At 55.9% G+C, this 20,891-nt stretch carries 14 protein-coding genes; 9 read left to right on the top strand and 5 right to left on the bottom strand.

Annotated features, from left to right (window positions below):
* Positions 1 to 386: hypothetical protein (locus B4F73_RS02570; RefSeq protein ID WP_349679530.1), on the bottom strand; the 386-nt coding region annotated here is incomplete at its 3' end.
* A 689-nt stretch (positions 387 to 1,075) separates the two neighbouring features.
* Between B4F73_RS02570 and B4F73_RS02565 the strand changes: the two genes are divergently transcribed.
* Complete coding sequence (locus B4F73_RS02565; protein WP_206990910.1) at positions 1,076 to 1,810, top strand: response regulator; 735 nt, start codon at positions 1,076 to 1,078, stop codon at positions 1,808 to 1,810.
* On the top strand, positions 1,810 to 3,222 hold the full coding sequence (locus B4F73_RS02560; RefSeq protein WP_206990909.1) for a sensor histidine kinase: 1,413 nt from the start codon (positions 1,810 to 1,812) through the stop codon (positions 3,220 to 3,222). The genes B4F73_RS02565 and B4F73_RS02560 overlap by 1 nt, the downstream gene beginning before the upstream one ends.
* Before the next feature lie 7 nt (positions 3,223 to 3,229).
* Here the strand turns inward: B4F73_RS02560 and bamA are convergent, their stop codons facing one another.
* Complete coding sequence (bamA, locus tag B4F73_RS02555; protein ID WP_290482436.1) at positions 3,230 to 5,827, bottom strand: outer membrane protein assembly factor BamA; 2,598 nt, start codon at positions 5,825 to 5,827, stop codon at positions 3,230 to 3,232.
* A 39-nt stretch (positions 5,828 to 5,866) separates the two neighbouring features.
* Positions 5,867 to 9,301: an autotransporter outer membrane beta-barrel domain-containing protein gene (locus tag B4F73_RS02550; protein WP_290482435.1), complete on the bottom strand. Its 3,435-nt coding sequence runs from the start codon at positions 9,299 to 9,301 to the stop codon at positions 5,867 to 5,869.
* A 425-nt stretch (positions 9,302 to 9,726) separates the two neighbouring features.
* Between B4F73_RS02550 and B4F73_RS02545 the strand changes: the two genes are divergently transcribed.
* From B4F73_RS02545 to B4F73_RS02535, 3 genes are read left to right on the top strand one after another with little or no spacing between them, the layout of a single operon-like run.
* Positions 9,727 to 11,028, top strand: coding sequence for an efflux RND transporter periplasmic adaptor subunit (locus tag B4F73_RS02545; protein WP_290482434.1), 1,302 nt, complete (start codon positions 9,727 to 9,729; stop codon positions 11,026 to 11,028).
* Between the two features lie 11 nt (positions 11,029 to 11,039).
* Complete coding sequence (locus B4F73_RS02540; RefSeq protein ID WP_290482433.1) at positions 11,040 to 12,977, top strand: MacB family efflux pump subunit; 1,938 nt, start codon at positions 11,040 to 11,042, stop codon at positions 12,975 to 12,977.
* A gap of 2 nt (positions 12,978 to 12,979) precedes the next feature.
* Entirely contained in the window at positions 12,980 to 14,326 is a 1,347-nt protein-coding gene (locus B4F73_RS02535) for an efflux transporter outer membrane subunit (protein ID WP_206990904.1), read from the top strand.
* 5 nt (positions 14,327 to 14,331) lie between these two features.
* On the opposite strand, the gene B4F73_RS02530 is transcribed toward B4F73_RS02535, so the two are convergent.
* Positions 14,332 to 15,117, bottom strand: coding sequence for an enoyl-CoA hydratase/isomerase family protein (locus B4F73_RS02530; protein WP_290482432.1), 786 nt, complete (start codon positions 15,115 to 15,117; stop codon positions 14,332 to 14,334).
* 131 nt (positions 15,118 to 15,248) lie between these two features.
* Between B4F73_RS02530 and B4F73_RS02525 the strand changes: the two genes are divergently transcribed.
* Complete coding sequence (locus tag B4F73_RS02525) at positions 15,249 to 15,725, top strand: MarR family winged helix-turn-helix transcriptional regulator (protein ID WP_034811382.1); 477 nt, start codon at positions 15,249 to 15,251, stop codon at positions 15,723 to 15,725.
* Here the strand turns inward: B4F73_RS02525 and proB are convergent, their stop codons facing one another.
* Positions 15,726 to 16,889, bottom strand: a complete 1,164-nt coding sequence (gene proB / locus B4F73_RS02520; protein WP_290479419.1) for a glutamate 5-kinase — start codon at positions 16,887 to 16,889, stop codon at positions 15,726 to 15,728.
* A 245-nt stretch (positions 16,890 to 17,134) separates the two neighbouring features.
* Between proB and proC the strand changes: the two genes are divergently transcribed.
* The 3 genes from proC to putP all read left to right on the top strand — a co-directional run bounded on the left by proC (position 17,135) and on the right by putP (position 20,838).
* A complete protein-coding gene (gene proC / locus B4F73_RS02515) occupies positions 17,135 to 17,914 on the top strand; it encodes a pyrroline-5-carboxylate reductase (RefSeq protein ID WP_290479420.1) in 780 nt (259 codons plus the stop codon).
* 40 nt (positions 17,915 to 17,954) lie between these two features.
* Entirely contained in the window at positions 17,955 to 19,208 is a 1,254-nt protein-coding gene (locus B4F73_RS02510; RefSeq protein WP_349679531.1) for a glutamate-5-semialdehyde dehydrogenase, read from the top strand.
* A gap of 67 nt (positions 19,209 to 19,275) precedes the next feature.
* On the top strand, positions 19,276 to 20,838 hold the full coding sequence (gene putP / locus B4F73_RS02505) for a sodium/proline symporter PutP (RefSeq protein WP_034811400.1): 1,563 nt from the start codon (positions 19,276 to 19,278) through the stop codon (positions 20,836 to 20,838).
* Positions 20,839 to 20,891: the final 53 nt, after the last annotated feature.

The following is a 20,891-nucleotide window of genomic DNA, read 5'->3' as shown; positions in this document are numbered from 1 at the left end:
CGTCCGGGAGGAGGTCCGCGGCGCTGGCTATCTCGCGGCATGGTGGGTTCGTTGGAATCGACTGCGCGCGGCGCTGTCAGAAATTCTGCGCGTGATAGAAGCCCATCTCGGTTTTTATCGATCCGACCGAATATATCGATAAGCCGTATTCGGAATTCCGAGGCCGTGATGGTTCCATCCAGATTGCTGTCGAAGGCGATAGGGCTGGGGAGTGCATTCAGGTCGCCAAGGGTCTCAGCTGCCCAATTTGACATCTGCACCGCAGATTGATGTACCCGATCAGGCCCCGCCAAGGCGCGCCATTCGAGATCAATACCATTATCAACTTCTTCGCGTGATACGAAGTGATCGTGATTACTGTCCATGCTGACGAAAAGCAGTGCCACTGGTGGGGCAGACAGGCCTTGCGACCGAGCCGGGCGTGCGAGGTCTCCGCCATCGCGACCGCTGGCTCCTGGCCCCTTGCGCGGGGAGGATGTGCATGCGACCACCAAGGACAGTCCAGCAATCATCAGGACTGTGACTTTCATTGCTCCTGACAGCCGTTTGCAACGGGAAGAGAAGGGGGTGAGGGAGGTGTCACAGGGTGAGACGTAGGGGGGGTGTGACACCTCCCTCTCATCGCATCGGTCTTGGCACCCAAAGGGAGGCTCGGTGTTCAAGGAGCGGACGGGGACTGTCCTGGTGGATGCGATGATTTCGGTGATTGAGATCGAGACTTTCTCTTCAGAGCGACCGGAATAGGGGGTGGAACTAGGCATATTGAGTGCTCTTGATGCAGTCTCTGGGGACGAAGTGCCGGGAAGTTTCCCTGCGTCGATGAGAACAAGATGCCTCAGCCATGTTGAGAGGATATGCCGGTTAGGACGAAAGTGATGGCAATATATGGCAGTCTGCAACATGACATTACCGACTTGAAAGGTATGGGTTTTCGGTGGCGACACCAGCAATTCGGGATGATCCGGAGCGGTGGGGTTCGAAGCGCAGTTTAACTGCAGTCACGACACACCTTGGCAACAAGTTTATCCTATTTGTAATCATCAGATCGACGATACATATTCAGGAGACTGCGGAGATGCCTGATCCAGAGACCACGACACCCGAACACATTCTAGTCATCGATGATGACCGCGATATTCGGGAAGATTTGAAATCCTATCTCACGGAAAACGGCTATCGCGTGTCGACGGCTGAAAATGCCCCCGCTGCGCGCCGGGCGATTCATTCTGAAGAACCAGACCTCATCCTGTTGGACGTCATGATGCCGGGCGAGGACGGGATCAGTCTTTGTCGCTCGATCGTTCGGCTCACCGCAATTCCGATCGTTTTCATCAGCGCGAGAACTGATGAGATCGACCGGATTGTCGGCTTGGAAGTCGGCGCAGATGATTATGTGTGCAAGCCATTCAACCCGCGGGAACTGCTTGCGCGTGTGCGGTCGGTCCTGCGACGCGCGAATGGTCGCGAAAGAGAAATGACGCCTGAGAAAACGCGCTATTTTGAGTTTGACCGTTGGACGCTGGATACGGCGAAACGCACAATGACCCGCGATGATGGCGTGATCGTCTCCTTAAGCACCGGCGAATTCCAATTATTGATGATCTTTATAGCCCGACCACAGATCGTGCTGTCGCGTGAACGGATCGTGGAACTGTCTCATGCCGAAGGCGCAGATGTGTTCGACCGCAGTGTCGACAGTCAGGTGAGTCGATTTCGGAAAAAGGTCGAACGTGACCCCAAGAATCCGGATATCGTCCAGACCGTCTGGGGCGGGGGGTATGTCTTTGCAGCTGATGTGAAGAAACTGTGATGCTGGCAAGGCTTGATACGCTTCTTACACGGATTGTAATCCTGGTGACAGCGGCTCTGCTGTCTACATTTCTACTGGCGTATTTCATTGTGGAATTCAGCATTTCATCGCAACGCCTCCAGCCACGTACGGCGCTGCATGTTGCGACGGTCGCCTTGGAGGAATTGCAGGCGAAGGATTGGCCCGATTCACTCTCCGACAAAGAGCTGGAGCGTCTTCAAATAACCGATTACTCGCTGTCAGAATATCCCTATATTGAGCCTTTCTCCTGGGGGCTAGCCGAACGTGTTCTTGAAAATCTTGGGCTAGCGCAGGATACGCCGATTGGTATTTCCCTGAGTGGGTGGGGTGATCGGGACAGGCTCGCAGGTCCTCCCGGTCGACCGGACAGGTTCATGGATGAAGAACCGGGCCGTCCCGGGCCAATGAGTTTGAGGCCTCCGCCGTCAGAGCGTGGGAGATCTGCCAGCCAGCAGCGCGCAAGAGTGTCTCTCGAGATCGCGAATGGCAATTGGATAAACATAAGAACCGAGAACATCAGTGTGAAAGAGCCGCGTCCACCTCTCCTGGCGGCCGTCATGCTCATCGTGCTGATGGTTGGCATCGGCATATGGGCCGCCCTGAATGCGATCAATCCATTGAGGCAAATGGCGAAGGCCGCGAATACGCTGGCGTCCGACTACAAGCATGAGCCGCTGGTCGAGCAAGGTCCGTATGACGTGCGCGAATCGCTGCGTGCTTTCAATCGCATGGGCCGCCGCCTCGAGACCACAGTGGCTGGCCAACGCCAGCTGCTCGCAGCAATTGGTCATGATTTGCGGACACCCATTACCTCATTGAAACTGAAGGTTGAGATGCTATCAGATGCGAGTGAGCGCGAGCGGATGAGTCGTGCTCTGGCAGAGTTGGAGCGTATCACAGAAGCCGCACTTGCTGCGGCGACGGCTGGCCAGTCAGATGAGCCTTTCCAGCCGCTGGACATGTATTCGTTGGTCGACAGCCTTATCGAAGACTTGCGGGATCTGGGCCTCTCTGTCTCGTTCAATGAAATCGATGTACGCCCGATTGTCATGGGTCGATCAGATGAACTGACACGCGCCTTGCGCAACTTGATTGAAAATGCGGTGCGTTATGGAGACATGGCGCACGTTTGTCTCAGTGAACAAGCCGGCAAGGCTATTGTGACGATCCAGGACACAGGTCCGGGAATCCCGGAAGATGCTCTGGAGCGTGTGTTCGAACCCCTTGTTCGATTGGAACAGTCACGCAATCGCGAGACCGGCGGGCATGGGCTCGGACTTCATATCGCGAAGAATCTGATTGAAGCCCATAGTGGGCACATCGATTTGTCGAACCCACCAACCGGGGGGCTGCTCGTAACGGTGACCTTGCCTCTGAAGGCCGCTGGCTGACACGCTATCAGAACCGGGTGGAAGTGCTGAAACGGAAGGACTCCGTGCGGTCGTACTCTTCGCTCTTGAGGATATGGCTGAAGTCGAAGCGAATTGGGCCGAAAGGGGATGTCCAATAGACGCTGAGGCCTGTAGATGCGCGCAAGGACAAGTCGTCTTCAATCAACTGGACGGCATCACGGCCAAAAGTATCCGTGAACTCGACCGGGTCGCTCTTGTCTATGTCGCTCAACAAGCCAACCGCGCCGGCTTCCAGGAACAGACCCGTCTTGATGCCGTATTCTTCCGGCAGATAGTTTGGCATCGAGATGTCGAGGCTGGATTGGTAGAACGCGTTGCCGCCCAGGGCGTTGAGACGCTTCACTGTTTCTGTGCCGTCATCATTTTGGATGATTTGCACAATGCGCGGCCCGAGACCTGCCGTATCAAACCCGCGGAAGCTGTTGCCGCCCTTGAAAAAGCGATTATTGATACGTACGCCTTGGGGAGTGGTTTGTCCGTATTCGGATTCCGCGTCGCTCGTGCCATAGGGTTCGATGTATCCACCCGAAAGACGCAAACTGGCCGTTATGCCCTTCGTGATGCCTTGATAGATATTCATCGATGCGTTGGTGCGAATGAAATTCACGTCCCCGCCCAGGCCAGCAACGTCTTGACCAAACAGCAGGTCGAACCCGCCAGTGGGGTCAATAGGGTCATTCTTCATGTCCAAGAGGAGATTGTACCCGACGATCGAGGAGATTTCTGATCGTTCACTTGAGCAAAGCGAGTATCTGTTGAGATAGCGCGCATCGCATACGTCCACGATCAGCGATCCATCAGGCAATGGTACGTCATCAGCGGTGAGAAAGGCGACACCCACGACATCATCGCTTGTGTCTCCCGGGGTGTCATTGTCATCTACAGTGTATTCGGTTGTCAGGCGTTCGCCGCTGTCCGAGGCAATCACGATGCTCTGATCGACGACGTCGATTTTGTCGTTTTGCAACGTATATTTCAAGCCAAGTTGCAGCCGGTCTGACAAGGGGAAACCTAGCTGCCCGCTGACACCTACAGATTCAGTCGTATAGCCGCCAAGATCGGTGTCAGAATAATCGAGGCGGGTAGCAAACGCACTCACACCTGCGGACATGTCACGGTCTAGGAAACGTGGCTCCGTATACTGCAAGTCCACAATTTGCTGCAGGCTGGATGTGGACAGGCGAGCAGACGCGGATTGCCCGCGCCCGAGCACATTGCGCTGTGCCACGCTGACATCTACGAGGAAAGATTCTGAGGATGAGAAGCCAGCTGAGAAACTCATCTCGCCAGTGGGCTGCTCAGTGACTTTTACATTCACGTCAATTTGGTCAGGGTCCGCGGTGGGAACCTCAGTAACTTCGACGTCTTTGAAGTAGCCAAGGGCCCGTGCGCGGTTGCGCGAGCGATCCAGCAAGATGCGGTTGAAGGCATCACCTTCAGTCACGCGCAATTCCCGCCGGATCACGCGATCGAGCGTTTGGGTATTACCGACAATATTGATGCGGTTGATGTAAACACGCGGACCTTCATTGACATGAAAGGTCACGTTGACCGTATGCGTTTCGAGATCGGCGGAGATTTCAGGGCGCACATCAATAAAGGCATAACCTCCGATCCCGGCGACATAGGTCAGGCCATCAATTGAGTTTTCAATTGTGTCGCCTCGGAACAGGTCACCGGATCGCGCTACCAGTGACGCTTTCAAGGCGTCCGTGTTGAGCTTTTCCAGCTCGGTTTCGACATTGATCTCGCCGAAGCGATAAATCTCGCCCTCGTCGATTGTATAGGTAATGTAGAAATCCTTCTGATCAGGCGTTAGTTCTGCCACGGCCGACTCTACGCGGAAGTCGTAATACCCCTTGTTCTGGTAAAACTGACGAAGCAATTCGCGGTCATATTCCAAGCGACCTGGGTCATAATTGTCGTTTGATGAGAAGAACTGCCACCAACGTGATTGACGGGTGACAATCTCCGACCGAAGACGGTCGTCTGAATACGTTTCATTTCCCAGGAAGTTGATCGCTCGTACACCAGACACAGGTCCCTCTGTAATCGAGAAGACCACATCCACACGGTTCTGATCGAGCGGCACATATTCGGGCGTGACTTTCGCCGCGAACCGGCCGGATTGGCGGTAGAGTTCCATCACGCGCTGTACGTCTGCCTGCACGCGAGCGGCGGTGAATACGCCGCGCGGCGATATCTGGATTTCTTCGCGGATCTTTTCTTCCCCGAGCGATTTGCTGCCTTCAATCATGACCCGATTTACAATTGGGTTTTCGACCAATGTAATGATGAGCTGGTTCCCGACCCGGTCAAAATTTGCATCAGCAAAGAGGCCGGTTGCGAAGAGGGATTTGAGGGAAAGGTCGATACGGTTCGCGTCAAAAGGTGAGCCAGGTTCGACTAGAAGGTAGGACATCACGGTTCGGTCTTCGATCCGCTGGTTGCCATTGATAATGATGGCTTCGATGTTTCCTGTGCTGTCTTCTGCGCCCACCTGCGCAAGCGCCGTCGGTTGCAGCGAAGCGGCGAGCGCAGAGAGGATCAGGGAGAGCGCGAGTGTTTTGTTTTTGTGGCTCATGAAGTCGGCATCCAGAAGAGAGAAATGGTGTCTGAGAGATCAGAAGCGGAGTTTGACGGCGGCGTTGGCCGTCAGGGCGGTTGAGTCGGTTGAAAACTCACCATCCACGCCAAACCGAATTTTCAGGAGTTCGGACCCCGCCAGTAGCGAGAGTCCCACCGTGGCGGCATCTTCAAACACCTCGGTGGCGCTGAGTGTAAAACGGTCCTCATAGCCGACAAATCCAGCGTCGACTTCGTAAGGTGTCGAAGACAACGTGGAGCGATAGCCAATATCCAATCCAGCCCGAACCATGGGACGGTAGCGATTGGAATTGTTGTAACTGGTATAGGCCGGACCCGTGCGAGACGAGTCTGCGCCTTCCCGCCAGACATAGGCAAAGCCAATTCCGGCATCAGCGGTGACACGGTCTGTGCTGGCGTCGCTGACCCATAGGTTCAATCCGTTTGATGCCGTTTCTGAATATCCGTCCTGATCAAGTTTGAAGTAGTCCAGACCAATTGATGGCGTCATCCTGAACGCCCCGGACCCGAATTCGGTTGATGCCAAGAGTGAAGCCGCGGTGGTCATCCCGTCCCATGTGCCGCTGACCTCTGAAACATACTCGTCGAACTCGATTTCTCTATAGCTGGAATGGTCGACCTTCGCGATCTGGCCAACGGCCTGAAGGTTTACGCGCCCGATCTGCTCCGTCGCATACACCCCGACACCCAGACTTTTCATGGTCACAGGATTTTCGCCGCCAGTTTTTTCCTCAAACTTGCCGTCGCTCATCGTACCCATGATGCCGATTGCATCTATGCCTAGCAGCGAGCGATCATACCCCAGAGCGATGCCAAGGCCGCGGCCATCATATCCCGGCCCATCGTCAGACCCATCATAGCTGACATGGGAATAGGTTTCCTGCACCCATGCTCCATTTCCGGATTCACTGGAGCTACGGGTGAACTCCAGATGGCTTCTCAACGCGCCAAAAGCGGCGTTCGACTGGGATTCCAGATAGCGCGTTGCGGCATCAGTGCGCTGAGGCAGCAGCAAATTGTAGGCCTCTAGAAAGTCATGTTCGGTCGAAAGCTGCGTGATGGCAGATCCGACATCATCGTCACTTGTGGCAACATTGAGTATAGCGGAGAGGGCGCGGGACTGGTTCGTGTCGAGACTGAGTTCCTCGGCAGTCTTGAGGCGAAAGTCGAGATTGAGTTTGTCTGTATCAGACGTCTCTGTCTCCAGTGATACGTTGTATATCCACGGTATATTTTCGGTCGATAACTCAGCGGTTTCCTCGTCGTATATCAGTGTACCCGCTTCGATCAGTGTGACGGCAAAATCACCGTCGATGAATGACGTAAGTGTTGGGCGTACCAGAGTATCGCTGCCCAGTGCTGCGGTTCCCGAAACTGACAGAAAGGCTGTGGTCCGCAGGTTCTGAGGATCAATTTCGAATTCAAGTGTTGAACCATCCGTGACGGAGAGGGAGGCAAGCTGCAAGGACGTGTCTTCAAGCAGAACAATTTCAGAATCTGAAATTGTCGCGGCCAGTCTGTAAGCATCGCTCGTCAGATTACCCGTGAGCAACGATGAAGACAGGAAGTCGATCGTTCCACTCGCAGAGCCGAAGTCGAAATCTCCCTCGATCTCACTCTCCTCGATATACAGGCTGAGTGTGTCGCCCTCGAAATAGGTGTCTCCCAGAAACTCGGCATCCGATAGGTCAAAAGTTGCGGCGCCGGCACCAAAGTAGATGTCGCCTGCCAGACCCCCGTCCAGAATTTGCAGTATGTCATCGCCGGTTCCGAACCGGACGTCGCCATAGATTGTAGGTTCGGTCACATCGTCTTCATCGATTTCGTCATCGCCGTTCACATCTTCAGTGGGAGTTTCCTGATACTGGATAATGGTTGCGCCAGCCGTTTGTGCGGACAGGTCAATGGCGATGGACGATCCTGTTTCCGAATCTTCCCGTCCGTCTGAAATGAGTAGGCCTGATATCGCGCCGGTATTGGTTATGTATCTTAGCGTATCACTTTCATCGGTGATCGCCGTTGCTGCGCCACCATAGCCATTTGATGAAGCGGTGATGGATCCACTATTCAGGATCGCTTCCAGCGTACTTCCATTGGAAATGAACAACGCTTTGGCGGTGTCGTCCGTTAACGTATAGGTCGTTGCGGCGATGGATCCGGAGTTTTCGAGAGTGCCGATTGCTGTGCCGTTGCCGAGCAGAAGGCCTACGGCGGAAGCCTCGTAGGCGGTTCCTTGAATTGTGCCGGAATTCAGGATGCCGCCATCAATTGTAACCGTTCCGGTTCCGTCTTCTGATCCGGATATGGAGAGCGCCGTCGCATCGAATCCGATATTCACGCCACTGGCATAAATCGTCCCACGATTGATGAGGCCCTGATCAAAAGAAAACGTGGCGAGTACTTCATCTACGTCATCGTCATCATCATCATCGGTGGTATCGCGAACGGTTTCTACGACGCTCGAGAAGACTACGTTTTCGCCAGCGTTGGCTTCGATGGCGAGCGCCGGGGCTGAACCATAACTGTAGATTCTTCCAGCAGTTCGATTCTCATCGAAATCGTCGACCGTATCCTTTGTTTCGTCATCCTCATCCTCTTCGGATGTGAAGTCGTCGACCGCGCCATTGATCAACAGGCCTTGTCCGAGACTGCCCGTGATGCGGACGCCGTTCGCATTGTCGTAAAGGTCGTCGGCATCGCGGCGATCCTCCACCGCTTCAGTATCGTCATCGATATAGACGGGCGCGATATAGTTGGAAGAACTGGTGCTGGTGAAGCCGGTCGAGCTGATTGAACTCTCAATCGTCACATTGCCGGAGACATCCCCATCAATCGTGACAGCTGACGCATTCTCACCCTGAACCGTAATGGCGCCGCTGATCAATACATCACTGGCGACGTCATCTTCGAGGCTCAGACCCAGGGCGTTGTCGCCGATAACCGAAATTGTGCCCTGTTGCGTGTAATCGCCATCGAGCGCGGATCCGATGCGTACGCCCGCTGAATCATTGCCTTCTATGTATAGCGTGGAGCCATGATCGAGCAGGATATTACCTGTGATCGTGCCACCATTCTCGACGTCGATGCCCACGCGGTTCGTCCCGATGGCGAGTGGCCCGTCCACATCGTCATCATCGTCTTCGTCTTCCCGGTCATAGTCTTCCGACAATTCGATGGAACCCGTGTGGGTGATGCCTGTCGTCGTACCCGTTCGGACAGCAATAGCGGTGACGTAGTCGGTGTCTTCTGCGAGAATTTCGCCATCATTGGTGATGGTATTGTCGGAGTCGACCGTAATCGCGGTGGTACCTGGCAGGTCGCTGAGATCAATTTCCCCATCTTCAGTGATTGTAATGTCGTCGGGCTGTCCGTCATTCGCGGTGGAGGTCTCGACGGGGGCGACGGTGGATTCCTCGATTTCGACGGCCCATGCAGGGAGGGCCGTAGCCATACCCAGAACAATAATCAGTCCACGTGCAACCACCTCAGGAGCGGATGCCTGTGGACCGGAAGCGTGCATCCTTAAATGATTGTTATTTAATGAAAAAATGTTCATGTTGGCGCGCTCCAGATCGACCTGTCCCAATGCGTTACGGGAGCGTCTTGTCTGAACTTTGCCGAAATGTGCGGCTTGTCAGCGAGAGTTTGTCAGCCTGACATAATTGGCGGGACATTGCTGTCGTCTTCCGCTTTCAGGATTCATGCGCAAGCAAATGATCTGCAACATTCTGGTGACAAAGCTGTGGTGAAGGAGCGGGCTTGAGCCGGGTTTGCTGGAAAGTGCAATAAAATGCCGGTCTTCGCGACGGAATTTGAAACTTGGGTCGTTTAACCCGGGAACATGTTCACAGCCAGAATTGCTGGAAAGAGACAAGAATGAGAGTTTTTGGGAAACGATCCCGTTGGATCATCGCGATTATTGTCGTATTGGCAGCAGGCGGTGCCGTATGGTTTGCGAAGTCAAACTTGGCGAACTCCACAACGCCGACTTATGAAACATCGGCCGCACGCACGGGTGATATTGAAGTTACGATCTCGGCAGCAGGTACTCTTGTGCCAAAGGAGATGGTTGAGGTTGGCGCACAGGTCTCGGGTCAATTGGAAGAGTTGTTCGTTGATGTCGGCGACGAGGTCGAGAAGGGCCAACTCCTTGCGCAGATCGATGCCACGATTGCACAGAACACGGTCGAAGCCCAACAAGCTCAGTTAAACTCGCTATATGCCTCGAAACGTCAACAGGCGGCTTCTCTGAAACTTGCAAGGGCCGAGTCTGAACGCGCCCATATGCTGTTTGAGGCCGATGCCATTGCGCGCGCTGACTATGAGGCCACGGTATCGGAATTGGAGATCGCGGAAGGGAAGCTCGACGCCATCAATGCGCAGATCGCGCAGCAGACCTCCAGCCTCCGTGCCGATGAAGCCAATCTGGAATTTACAAAGATTTACGCTCCGATGGCTGGTACAGTCGTCTCGCTCAGTGCATCCGAGGGCCAGACCCTCAATGCGAACCAGACCGCACCCGTCATCATGACCATCGCGGATCTCGGTATAATGACCGTGGAGGCTGATGTCTCCGAAGCAGATGTGTTGCGCGTATCAAAGGGGCAGCAAGCTTGGTTCACCACGCTGGGCGATTCTGATCACAAGTGGCAAACCGAAGTTCGTCAGGTCCTTCCCACGCCCGAAGTTGTCAATGACGTCGTGCTCTACAAGGCGCTGCTCGATATTGAGAACCCCGACGGAATTTTGCGAAGTGATATGACCGCTCAGGTCTTCTTCATTCTGGGGCAGGCCGAAGATGCCGTCCTGATCCCGGTAACGGCCTTGCAGTCACGTCCCGAGCGCCCGGAGAGCGCACAAGCCAGGCGTCCTGCGCAACCTGAACGCGGAGCCGCCCAGGGTGATCGTGTTGGCGACGGCAGAGGCCAGGCTATCCGTGAGGCACGCGCGCAATATCCCGACGCAGAAATGGGTATGGTTCTGAAAATGGATGCGAATGGCGAAGCTGTCCCTCAGCCTGTTTTGGTTGGTCTTCAGACGCGTACAAGTGCCGAGATATTGTTCGGCTTGTCTGAGGGTGATGAGGTCGTGACCGGGCAAGTGAGCATTCGTCCGAAACAGGCGACCGAGCGTGCCGGAAATGACCGGCCACGGCCTATGGGTCCACCCCCGGTTTAGGACGCCAGATCATGTCAGAACCCTTGCTGCATTTGCAGGACATAAAGCGCGTCTACGGACGGGGTGACGCAGAGGTCCGCGCCCTTGATGGCGTCGACCTGACCATTCGCGAAGGCGAGTTCGTTGCAATTGTCGGACAGTCGGGTTCCGGTAAGTCGACTTTGATGAACTTGCTTGGTTGTCTCGACCACCCGACTTCCGGAACCTACCGCATTCATGGGCAGGATGTGTCCGAGATGGACGCCGATGCACTGGCCTCCTTGCGCAGGCGGACATTCGGCTTTGTGTTTCAGCGCTATAATCTCCTCGCCAATGTCAGCGCATCGGAGAACGTGGAGATACCTGCGGTCTATGCCGGGGTTCGCCAATCGGAACGGAAGGCCCGCGCACAGGAATTGCTCGGTCGGCTTGGCCTTGGCGGGCGCGAGAAAAGTCGCCCCGGTCAATTGTCCGGGGGACAGCAGCAACGTGTGGCTGTTGCCCGAGCTCTGATGAATGATGCCGAAGTCATCCTTGCGGATGAGCCGACGGGAGCGCTCGATTCCGGCACGAGTGAAGAACTTCTGGAATTGCTGGAAGAGCTGCATCGCTCCGGCCGCACAGTCATCCTGATTACCCATGACCAGGAAGTCGCTGAACGCGCAGACCGCACGATTGAAATTCGCGACGGCAAAATCATTTCCGATTCCGGTTCAGTAGAACGGTCTCTGGAGTCGTTTGAGCAACGCGCCGTGAAATCCTCCCCCTCCTTCTTTCTTCAGCTTACGGAATCCATCAAGACGGCCTTCCGGTCGTTACGAGCAAACCTGTTTCGCACCGCACTGACCTTGCTGGGCGTGGTGATCGGCGTTGCGGCGGTGGTCGCAATGCTGGCGGTCGGGCAAGGTAGCCAGCGCGAGGTTATGGCCCGGTTCGAGGACATGGGTGCGAACCTGCTCTTCGTTCAGCCGGGGGGTGACCGGGGCGCGCGAATGCGCGGTGACGCCATTGCAACCCTTTCACTCGAAGATGCTGAGAGATTGGGCGAATTGAACAATGTCCTGGCTGCGGTGCCATCGCGGTCCGGATCTGCAACATTGCGGCGAGGAAGCAATGACCATCGTGGCTCCGTGGAGGGTGTTTCGGAAGACTGGTTGCTCGCCAACACCCGCAATATTGAATACGGCTCTTTCTTCACGGCAGAAGATGTCGACCGACGCGTAGGTGTGGTTGTGCTGGGCACAACGACCGCGGGGGAATTGTTCGACAATGTCTCGGAAGCCGTCGGTGAGTATGTCTTTCTTGCGGGCGCACCATTTGAGGTCGCCGGCGTGCTTGAAGAAGAAGGCGCCAGCTCGTTCGGCCGTGACCAGGATGATATCGCGCTTATTCCCATCACAACCGGGATGATGCGCGTGTTCGGCAGTTCCTACCTGTCGAGTATAACCATCGCTGTGGAAGACACGGACGTAATCTCGACGACGGAGACTGAAGCAAACGAGCTGCTGCTTCAACGACACGGAACACAAGATTTTCGGATACGGAATACGGCATCGATCCTGGAGTCCGTTCAGGAGACACAGAATTCGTTCTCGATCCTGCTAGGCGCGGTTGCCTCTATCTCATTGCTCGTCGGCGGTATCGGTGTGATGAACATCATGCTTGTCAGCGTATCAGAACGTACGCGCGAGATCGGTGTGCGCATGGCGACGGGGGCGCGTCGGTCTGATATTCTTGTCCAATTCATTGTGGAGGCCGTCGTGGTCTGCGCGCTGGGCGGTGTGATCGGTATTCTTACGGGCTTCGCGATCTGTGCAATTCTCGCCAATCTCGGCACCAGCATTGCCGTAACGCCCATGCCCGCGATCCTCGCCTTTTCAACAGCTTTCCTGACCGGGTTCGTGTTCGGCTTCCTGCCGGCGCGCAATGCCTCGCGGCTTGATCCGGTCCGGGCCCTTGCGGCGGAGTAATCATGACCAGAATTCCTCTTCTTCCTCTCAGTCTGCTTGTCGTCCTTGCAGGATGTACCGCAACGCAATCGTCCGATACGCCTTTGTCCTCGGTTGAGCTTCCGGCGTCCTATGAAACCTCAATGCAAGCGGAAACAGAATTGCCGGCCACAGGGCTCTGGTGGTCAACCTTCGGCGATGAATCCTTGAACGCATTGGTCAGCACCGCACTCACGCGGAACAAGTCGCTTGAAGCTGGACTTGCCAATGTTACCTCCGCACGCGCTGCGTTGCGTGTTGCCGATTCCAGCGCCTTGCCATCTGTTTCAGCAGGGGCGTCAGTTTCCACCGACAGTGATTCCGACTTCAGTGATTTTTCTCGCAGTGCCCGCCTGTCGGCTAGCTATCAGCTGGATCTGTTTGGCAGTGTTGCAGCGTCACGTGATGCGGCAGGGGCCAATCTCGAATCGGCTGAGTTCGCGCAAAGAGCGCTTGAGCTGAGTGTTACATCTGATCTGGCAGCGAACTATTTTGACCTTCAGGTCGCGCGTAAGCAGTTTGAAGTCGCGCAAGACAATCTGGAAATTGCCGAGCGTATCTTTGAAATCGTGCGGGTAAGGTACGATGCGGGCGAGATTTCCGGATTTGATTTTGCCAGCCAGGAAGCTGCATTGGCCAATTCGCGTGCGCAACTCCCGCAGATCGAGCAGCAGATACTCTCTCTGCGGACGGCGATTGCGATCCTTATCGGGCAGGTGCCGCAAAATTTCGAAGTGCCGGACGTAGACCTTTACGAGACTGGCTTGCCAGTACCGGAAGCAGGCCTACCATCTCAGCTTCTGGGGCGGCGCCCGGACTTGTTGCAGGCCGAGGCTGATTTGCGGGCGGCGCAGGCCAATGTTCAGATTGCGAGAGCAGCCATGCTGCCAAGTGTCGATCTTGGCGCGGGTGTGACGACACTCCTGACCTCTATGTCTGATCCGACCGCCAGTCTTTCGGCGTCACTTGCGCAGACTGTGTTTTCTGGGGGAGCGCTGGAGGCTCAGCTCGACAGTGCCAAAGCGCGAAGGGAGGCGTTGCTGTCGAATTATGAGCAGGCCATTCTCAGCGCGTTACGCGATGTTGATGTTGCGCTGTCTGCCATCAATACCAGCGCCCAACGTGAAGAACAGCTCCAGATTGCACTCGTTGCCAGTCGCCGCGCACTGGATTCCGCTGAACTGCGATATCGTGTCGGCACGGACGATTTGACGAGTCTCTTGTCTGCACAACAGAACTATTATTCTGCAACGCAAAGTGCCCTCGAGGCGCGTCGGGACCGGTTGGCTGCGGCCATTGATCTCTACGTCGCAGTGGGGGGCGGGTTCTAACCCCCTCAGCGCCAGCTGAATTTGGCCGGGCGCTTTGCGAGGAAGGCCCTGTAACCTTCCTGGAAGTCCTCATTCTCGAAGCTTTCCAGGAACAGGGCTTTCGCTTCAGGACTATCGTCTCGCCAGCCCATCTTGATCGCATCGAAGGTGCGCTTCATCGCGCTATGTGACCAGAGTGAATTGGCTGAAACCAGACGCGCCGTTTCTCGCGCCAATTCCAAGGCTGATGCGGACTCTGCCATATGTGTAACCAGACCGATACGATAGGCCTCGTCGCAATCAAACAAACGACCTGTCAGCAAGATGTCCTTGGCGGCAGGAATACCAACGGTTTCTATCAAGCGCCGTGTATCGTTCACTGGATACACAAGCCCCAGCTTCGCCGGAGGTACGCCGAACCTGGCTTCGGGGCTGGCGATGCGAATGTCTGCCGTCAGAGCAAGTGCGACGCCGCCACCCACGCAAGCGCCGGTGATCGCAGCGATGATCGGCTTCGGGCATTGGGCGAGACATGTAACCGCATCGGAAATCAGGTTTGCCGAATGCTCTGCGCTTTCGGGCGTGGCATAGATCGTTTCGAACTCCGAAATATCTGCGCCCGCCGCGAATGCGCCTGCTGTTCCGCCATGAATGATGACGCATTTCACTTCGGGATCTGCCTCCAGCTGCTTCACCATACCGGGGATTGCTGCCCACATATCACTCGACAGAGCGTTGCGGCGTTCGGGCTTGTTCAGGATCAGTTCGCCAATTCCATTACTGACCTCGATGCGGATGCGTTGGGAAGTCATGCTCTAATCCTTCAGATAAGTCTTGTTGCACAATTTCTGTATGCGAGCGTTGGCTGTTCGGCCACCCCGAGCCGGCCTTCTGAACAGTTGTGGGAATTGACGCAGCGCCGAGTGTCTCTTTAGGTGCGGGCATGGCCCACCGCAAAGACCTCCTGACCGCAATTCGACAGATTACGCGTGCGATCGATCTGAATTCCAAGCAATTGGCGAAAACGACCGGCCTCACGGCGCCACAACTCATTGTATTGCAGACCTTGTCCGGTGCCGGATCGGTCAAGCCATCGGAGATCGCCCGCGAAGTGCATTTGTCCCAAGCGACGATCACTTCCATCGTGGATCGATTGGAGGCGGCGGGCCTCGTCGAGCGGCAGAAGAACGAAACCGACCGCCGCGCCGTAGATGTCTCGATTACGGAGACTGGTCGCAGAAGCCTCGAAGATGCGCCGGAAGCGCTTCAGGAAGGGTTCTTGAAGCGTTTTGACTCTCTGGAGTTGTGGGAGCAGAGTCTGCTCATCTCATCGGTGCAGCGGCTGGCTGCCATGATGAATGCGGGAAGCCTTGATGCGGCGCCGATCCTGGAGGTTGGAGATTTGCAGAAAGAGGGCTGATCAGCTCTCGGAGACTTCCACCATTGTTTCCTCTTCCGGTTTGTCCCAGAGGAGGTGGCGATCTTCCAGGACAATCAGATTTTCGCGACTGATGACCGTGCCACCAGTTTGGTAGCCGAGCAGTTCTTTCGGTGAAATTTCCGGATGACGCGCGAGTACCATGGTTTCTTCTGACGAGAAGTTGGTCATGCCGCGCGCGATCTCCGCGCCGCTTTCGTCATAAACGTGAATCACGTCACCCTTGAGGTACTGACCCTGAATTGACTTGATGTCTTCATGCAGGACATGTTCTGGGCTATCGGCCAGCGTGTTTGCCAACTCGTCACGGATCACGATACTGCCGGCAATCTGAAGGCGATCAGTCAGCCACGTCGCCCAAGCTGAAGCTGGCTTGGTGTGCGCGATGCATTTGGTGTGCGGTCGTTCATTATAGAGAACTGAAGACACGGGCGCGTCATGTTCCCCATTCGCGATGAGGGTCGTGCATCCGGCATTCTGCGCCATGTTTGCGGCCTGCATCTTGGTGAGCATGCCGCCGCTACCGAGACTGCTGGTGCCTTCCGTAACCGCGATATACTCGCTGACATCATGGACTTCTTCGACCAGTTGGGCGCCTGGCTCTTCAGGGTTCTTGTCGTAGAGGCCATCGATGCAGGTGAGGATCACCAGATGGTCCGCCTGGATCATCTGGGCGACTTTTGCGGCGAGGCGGTCATTGTCGCCCACACGGATTTCTTCGGTCGTGATCGAGTCATTTTCGTTCACGATTGGCAGAATATCGCCCTGCAACAGGCGGTGAACAGTGTTCTTGGTGTTCAAGAAACGCTTGCGCTCTTCCATGTCCTGAAGGGTAACGAGCACCTGTGCGATATCGAATCCAAACTCATGGGCAACTTGTTTGTAGGCGTTCAGCAGCAGGGGCATGCCACACGCAGCAGCGGCCTGTTTGTCGCGCAGCCCGGCGGTTTCCGGCTTCTCGTTCAACATGTTCAAACCGAGCGCCACGGCACCTGACGAACACAGGACAACTTCGTAGCCGTCATTCCGTAATTTGGTGATGTCTTCCAATAGCCGTTGCATGAATGCCCAGCGCGGTGTGAGAAGGTCTGGATTGGCAAGTAGGCTCGATCCGATTTTCACGACGATGCGTTTCTTGGAAGGCAAATTAGGCTCCGGTGGTTGCTTAGGGGCGGACATAAGAAGGTTTGGGTTACGATGCAAATAATTAGCTTACAAAATACCTTCAGACTTTCTTCAAGGTCTCAATACCTAGTCTGAAAAGTCACGAATCAGGGAAATTCGACTATTTTGCGGCATCCGCCGAAAGCTTGAGTTTCTGTAATAGATGGTTTGAATTCTAAACAAATATCATTATCTCGCGGGTCAGGTGAGCAAAGGACTAGTATAGCATGAAGGTACTTCTCGTTGGATGCGGAAAGATGGGCGGCGCGCTTCTGACGCAGTGGATGCGCGCGGTGGAGGATGAATTCACCATTGTCGATCCTTTCTTGGACCAACCTGTGGAAGGTGCCCGTCTATTCAAGGATATCAACGCCCTTGGAGACGAGAAGTTTGATCTGTTGATCGTCGCGATCAAGCCGCAAATGGTTGATGAGATACTGCCGGCCTATAAGGACGTGCTCAATCCGGATGGGGCCGTTGCGTCGATCGCTGCGGGGTGTTCGGTGCAGCGCCTGCAGACTGCGCTGCCGGGCTATCCGGTTATACGGATCATGCCGAACCTTCCATCTGCCATCGGGGCGGGCGTTGCGGGCCTTTACGCCAGCAGCGCGGCAAGTGCCGACCAAAGGGATACTGTCGAAACCCTCATGCAGGCTGCCGGGACGGCTGTCTGGGTAGATGATGAAGACCAGATTGACCGGGTAACCGCCGTCGCTGGCAGCGGTCCGGGATATGTCTTCGAGATCGCCCGCGCCTATATCGAGGCGGCCAAGGAACTAGGCTTCAGTGACGAACAGGCCAGCGATCTTGTGCTCGGCACGCTGGATGGCTCGATCCGCATGATCCTTGAAACCGGCGACAATCCGGAAAATCTCCGCAATTCCGTCACCAGCAAGAATGGCACGACCGAAGCGGGCCTGAAGGCCCTGAATGGAGACGGAAAGTTGTCAGATCTCCTGAAAGCCACCACCGAGTCGGCCTACAAGCGCGCAATCGAGCTGCGCTAGGCACCTGAACAAGAACCATGAAGGACGAAACGTGACCACATTGGATTCCCGTTTGAACGCATATATTTCCGGTCTGGGCCAGAATGCCCGCGACGCTGCAAAGGCATTGCTGACGGCGACGACCGAGCAGAAAAATGACGCTCTCCGCGCATCCGCCAAGGCATTGCGTGAGGCAAAAGCGGACCTTCTTGCCGCCAATAAGGAAGATGTCGACAGTGTCGGCGACAGCCGACCGGACTCCTTCATCGACCGACTGCGTCTTACCGACGAACGGGTCGAGGCGATGGCAAGCGCCCTGGAACAGATTGCGGAGTTGCCGGACCCGGTCGGGCGGTTGCTCTCGACCACTGAGCGCCCCAACGGCCTGACCATTGAACGCGTGGCCGTGCCAATTGGCGTGATCGGGATGATCTACGAATCTCGTCCAAACGTCGGCGCCGATGCCAGTGCGCTGTGCCTGAAATCCGGCAATGCCGTGATCCTGCGCGGCGGCTCGGAAAGCAAGAATTCAACGCGCGAGATTGTAGCCTGCATGCAGGCTGGGCTCGAAGCTGCTGGCCTGCCGAAAGGCGCCGTTCAGACGGTTGAGACCACCGACCGGAATGCCGTAACCGCGCTGCTGCATGCTGTCGACTATGTAGATCTCGTCATTCCGCGCGGCGGCCGCGGTCTGGTGGAGCTGGTGCGTGACGAAGCCAAGGTGCCGACACTGCTCCATCTTGATGGCAACTGCCACAGCTACATCCATGCCGATGCGGATATCGAGAAGTCCCTCGACGTTGTTCGCAATGCCAAGCTGCGCCGCACCGGCGTCTGCGGTGCGACAGAGAGCATTGTGGTGGATCGGGCGATCGCCGAAATCGTCATTCCGCGCTTGGTCAAAATCATGGAAGGCTGCGAATTGCGCGGGGATACTGAGGCACGTCGTATTTCGCCCAATCTTGTCGAAGCGACCGACGAAGATTGGTCGACCGAATATCTCGACCCGATTGCATCGGTGAAGATCGTCGGTGGACTTCAGGAAGCGATCAACTTTGTGAGCGAGCACTCCTCCGGTCACACGGATGCCATCCTGACCGAAAATGCCGATGCAGCCCGCCGTTTCATGACCTCCATCGACAGCGCCGTCGTAATGCACAATGCTTCAACCCAATTCTCCGATGGCGGGGAGTTTGGCATGGGTGCCGAGATTGGCATTGCGACGGGCAAGATGCACGCGCGTGGGCCGGTGGGGTTGGAGCAACTGACCAGTTTCAAATATCTGGTACATGGCAACGGCCAGACCCGGCCTTGATCTAAATGATACGCGCGGCCACGGGGGGCGCGCTTTTCCGTAATTTTACGAGGACAGCGAGAAATATATGACAATCAGCGTTCCCGAATTGATATCGCTTGGGACGTATTTCGTCCTGATGATGGCCATCGGACTTTATGCCTACAAAACGTCTACCAGCGACGTGTCCGAATACATGCTTGGCGGCCGCAATCTTCACCCAGCTGTCGGTGCCTTGTCTGCCGGGGCCTCTGATATGAGTGGCTGGATGTTGATGGGGTTGCCCGGTGCGATCTATGTGAGCGGCTTTTCTGCAGCCTGGATTGCCGTTGGTTTGGTAATCGGGGCGTATCTCAACTATCGATTTGTCGCGCCACGCTTGCGTATCTATACAGAAATGGCGGATGACTCGATTACCATTCCCGACTTCTTCGAGAAGCGCTTTCACGATTCCTCGCACGCCTTGCGCACCATCTCTGCGCTGGTGATCATTGTTTTCTTCACCGTCTATACTTCTTCCGGCATCGTCGCGGGCGGCAAGCTCTTTGAATCCGCCTTTGGCCTGAACTACCAGCTCGGCTTGTTTGTCACCGCTGGCGTCGTGCTTGCCTATACGGTCGTTGGGGGCTTTCTGGCGGTCAGCCTGACGGACTTCGTGCAAGGCTGCATCATGTTCATCGCGCTCATCCTCGTGCCCGTTATCGCATACTTCGTGATTGGTGGGTGGAGCGGCATGGAAAGTGCGATCACAAGCGCGCCTTCGTATGTGGATGCTGACAGTGGAGCTGTTGGTCCGGCGCGTAGTCAGTTTTTCGACATGTGGCCCGAGAGTATGACCGTAGTGGGCCTCGTCTCCCTCCTCGCTTGGGGGCTTGGCTATTTCGGCCAGCCGCACATCATTGTGCGCTTCATGGCCATCCGGTCACTCAAGGACATCAAGACCGCTCGCATTATCGGCATGAGTTGGATGCTCGTTACGGTCATCGGAGCCGTCTTTGTCGGCGCCGTGGGCGTCGCTTATGTCCAGCAACATGACCTCGGCGCGCAGCTGACCGACTCTGAAGCCATCTTCATCCTGCTGTCGCAAATCATCTTCCATCCGCTCGTCGCCGGCTTCCTGCTCGCGGCGATCCTCGCGGCGATCATGAGCACGATCTCTTCGCAGCTGCTCGTGTCTTCCAGCTCGATCACCGAAGATGTCTACAAGACCTTTTTCCGGCGCGAGGCTTCGCAGTCGGAGCTGGTGATGATCGGCCGGATTGCGACGGTTGTGGTCAGCCTCGTGGCCATCGCGCTCGCCTTCGATCCCAACAGCAACATTCTTGATCTTGTATCAAATGCGTGGGCCGGGTTCGGTTCGGCCTTTGGCCCGATCATTTTGCTTAGCCTGTTTTGGCGCCATCTGACGCGTGATGGGGCGCTGGCTGGTATGATTGTTGGCGCGGTTACGGTTCTGGTCTGGCTCTACGTACCGCTCCTGCCAGCTGAGGGCGGTGCGGTGCCGCTCGAAACTCTTGTCTATGCCATGATCCCCGGCTTCCTGCTGTCAGGCCTCGCGGCCTATCTTGTCAGTGTGATTGGCCGCTCGGTGAAGCCGAAAGTGGCCGCCGGGTTTGATGACATGAGCGAGGTGATGAACGACGCCCCCTGATCTGGTGCCGCTCCTCTGACAAAGAGGGGCGGTGACACACCCTGCCTGTCGCG

Origin of the sequence: Hyphomonas sp. UBA3601, assembly GCF_002375605.1 — a bacterium.
GTDB lineage: Bacteria > Pseudomonadota > Alphaproteobacteria > Caulobacterales > Hyphomonadaceae > Hyphomonas.
Note: the sequence above shows the minus strand (reverse complement) of the source record. Positions and strands in the feature narration are given on the sequence as shown.

Bases quoted from the DNA above. Each gene is read 5' to 3' on its own strand.
- B4F73_RS02530 (WP_290482432.1), bottom strand. From the start codon at position 15,117: ATGACTTCCCAACGCATCCGCATCGAGGTCAGTAATGGAATTGGCGAA.
- B4F73_RS02550 (WP_290482435.1), bottom strand. From the start codon at position 9,301: ATGGCTACGGCCCTCCCTGCATGGGCCGTCGAAATCGAGGAATCCACC.
- B4F73_RS02525 (WP_034811382.1), top strand. From the start codon at position 15,249: ATGGCCCACCGCAAAGACCTCCTGACCGCAATTCGACAGATTACGCGT.
- B4F73_RS02565 (WP_206990910.1), top strand. From the start codon at position 1,076: ATGCCTGATCCAGAGACCACGACACCCGAACACATTCTAGTCATCGAT.
- B4F73_RS02560 (WP_206990909.1), top strand. From the start codon at position 1,810: ATGCTGGCAAGGCTTGATACGCTTCTTACACGGATTGTAATCCTGGTG.
- bamA (WP_290482436.1), bottom strand. From the start codon at position 5,827: ATGAGCCACAAAAACAAAACACTCGCGCTCTCCCTGATCCTCTCTGCG.
- proC (WP_290479420.1), top strand. From the start codon at position 17,135: ATGAAGGTACTTCTCGTTGGATGCGGAAAGATGGGCGGCGCGCTTCTG.
- B4F73_RS02540 (WP_290482433.1), top strand. From the start codon at position 11,040: ATGTCAGAACCCTTGCTGCATTTGCAGGACATAAAGCGCGTCTACGGA.
- B4F73_RS02535 (WP_206990904.1), top strand. From the start codon at position 12,980: ATGACCAGAATTCCTCTTCTTCCTCTCAGTCTGCTTGTCGTCCTTGCA.
- putP (WP_034811400.1), top strand. From the start codon at position 19,276: ATGACAATCAGCGTTCCCGAATTGATATCGCTTGGGACGTATTTCGTC.
- B4F73_RS02545 (WP_290482434.1), top strand. From the start codon at position 9,727: ATGAGAGTTTTTGGGAAACGATCCCGTTGGATCATCGCGATTATTGTC.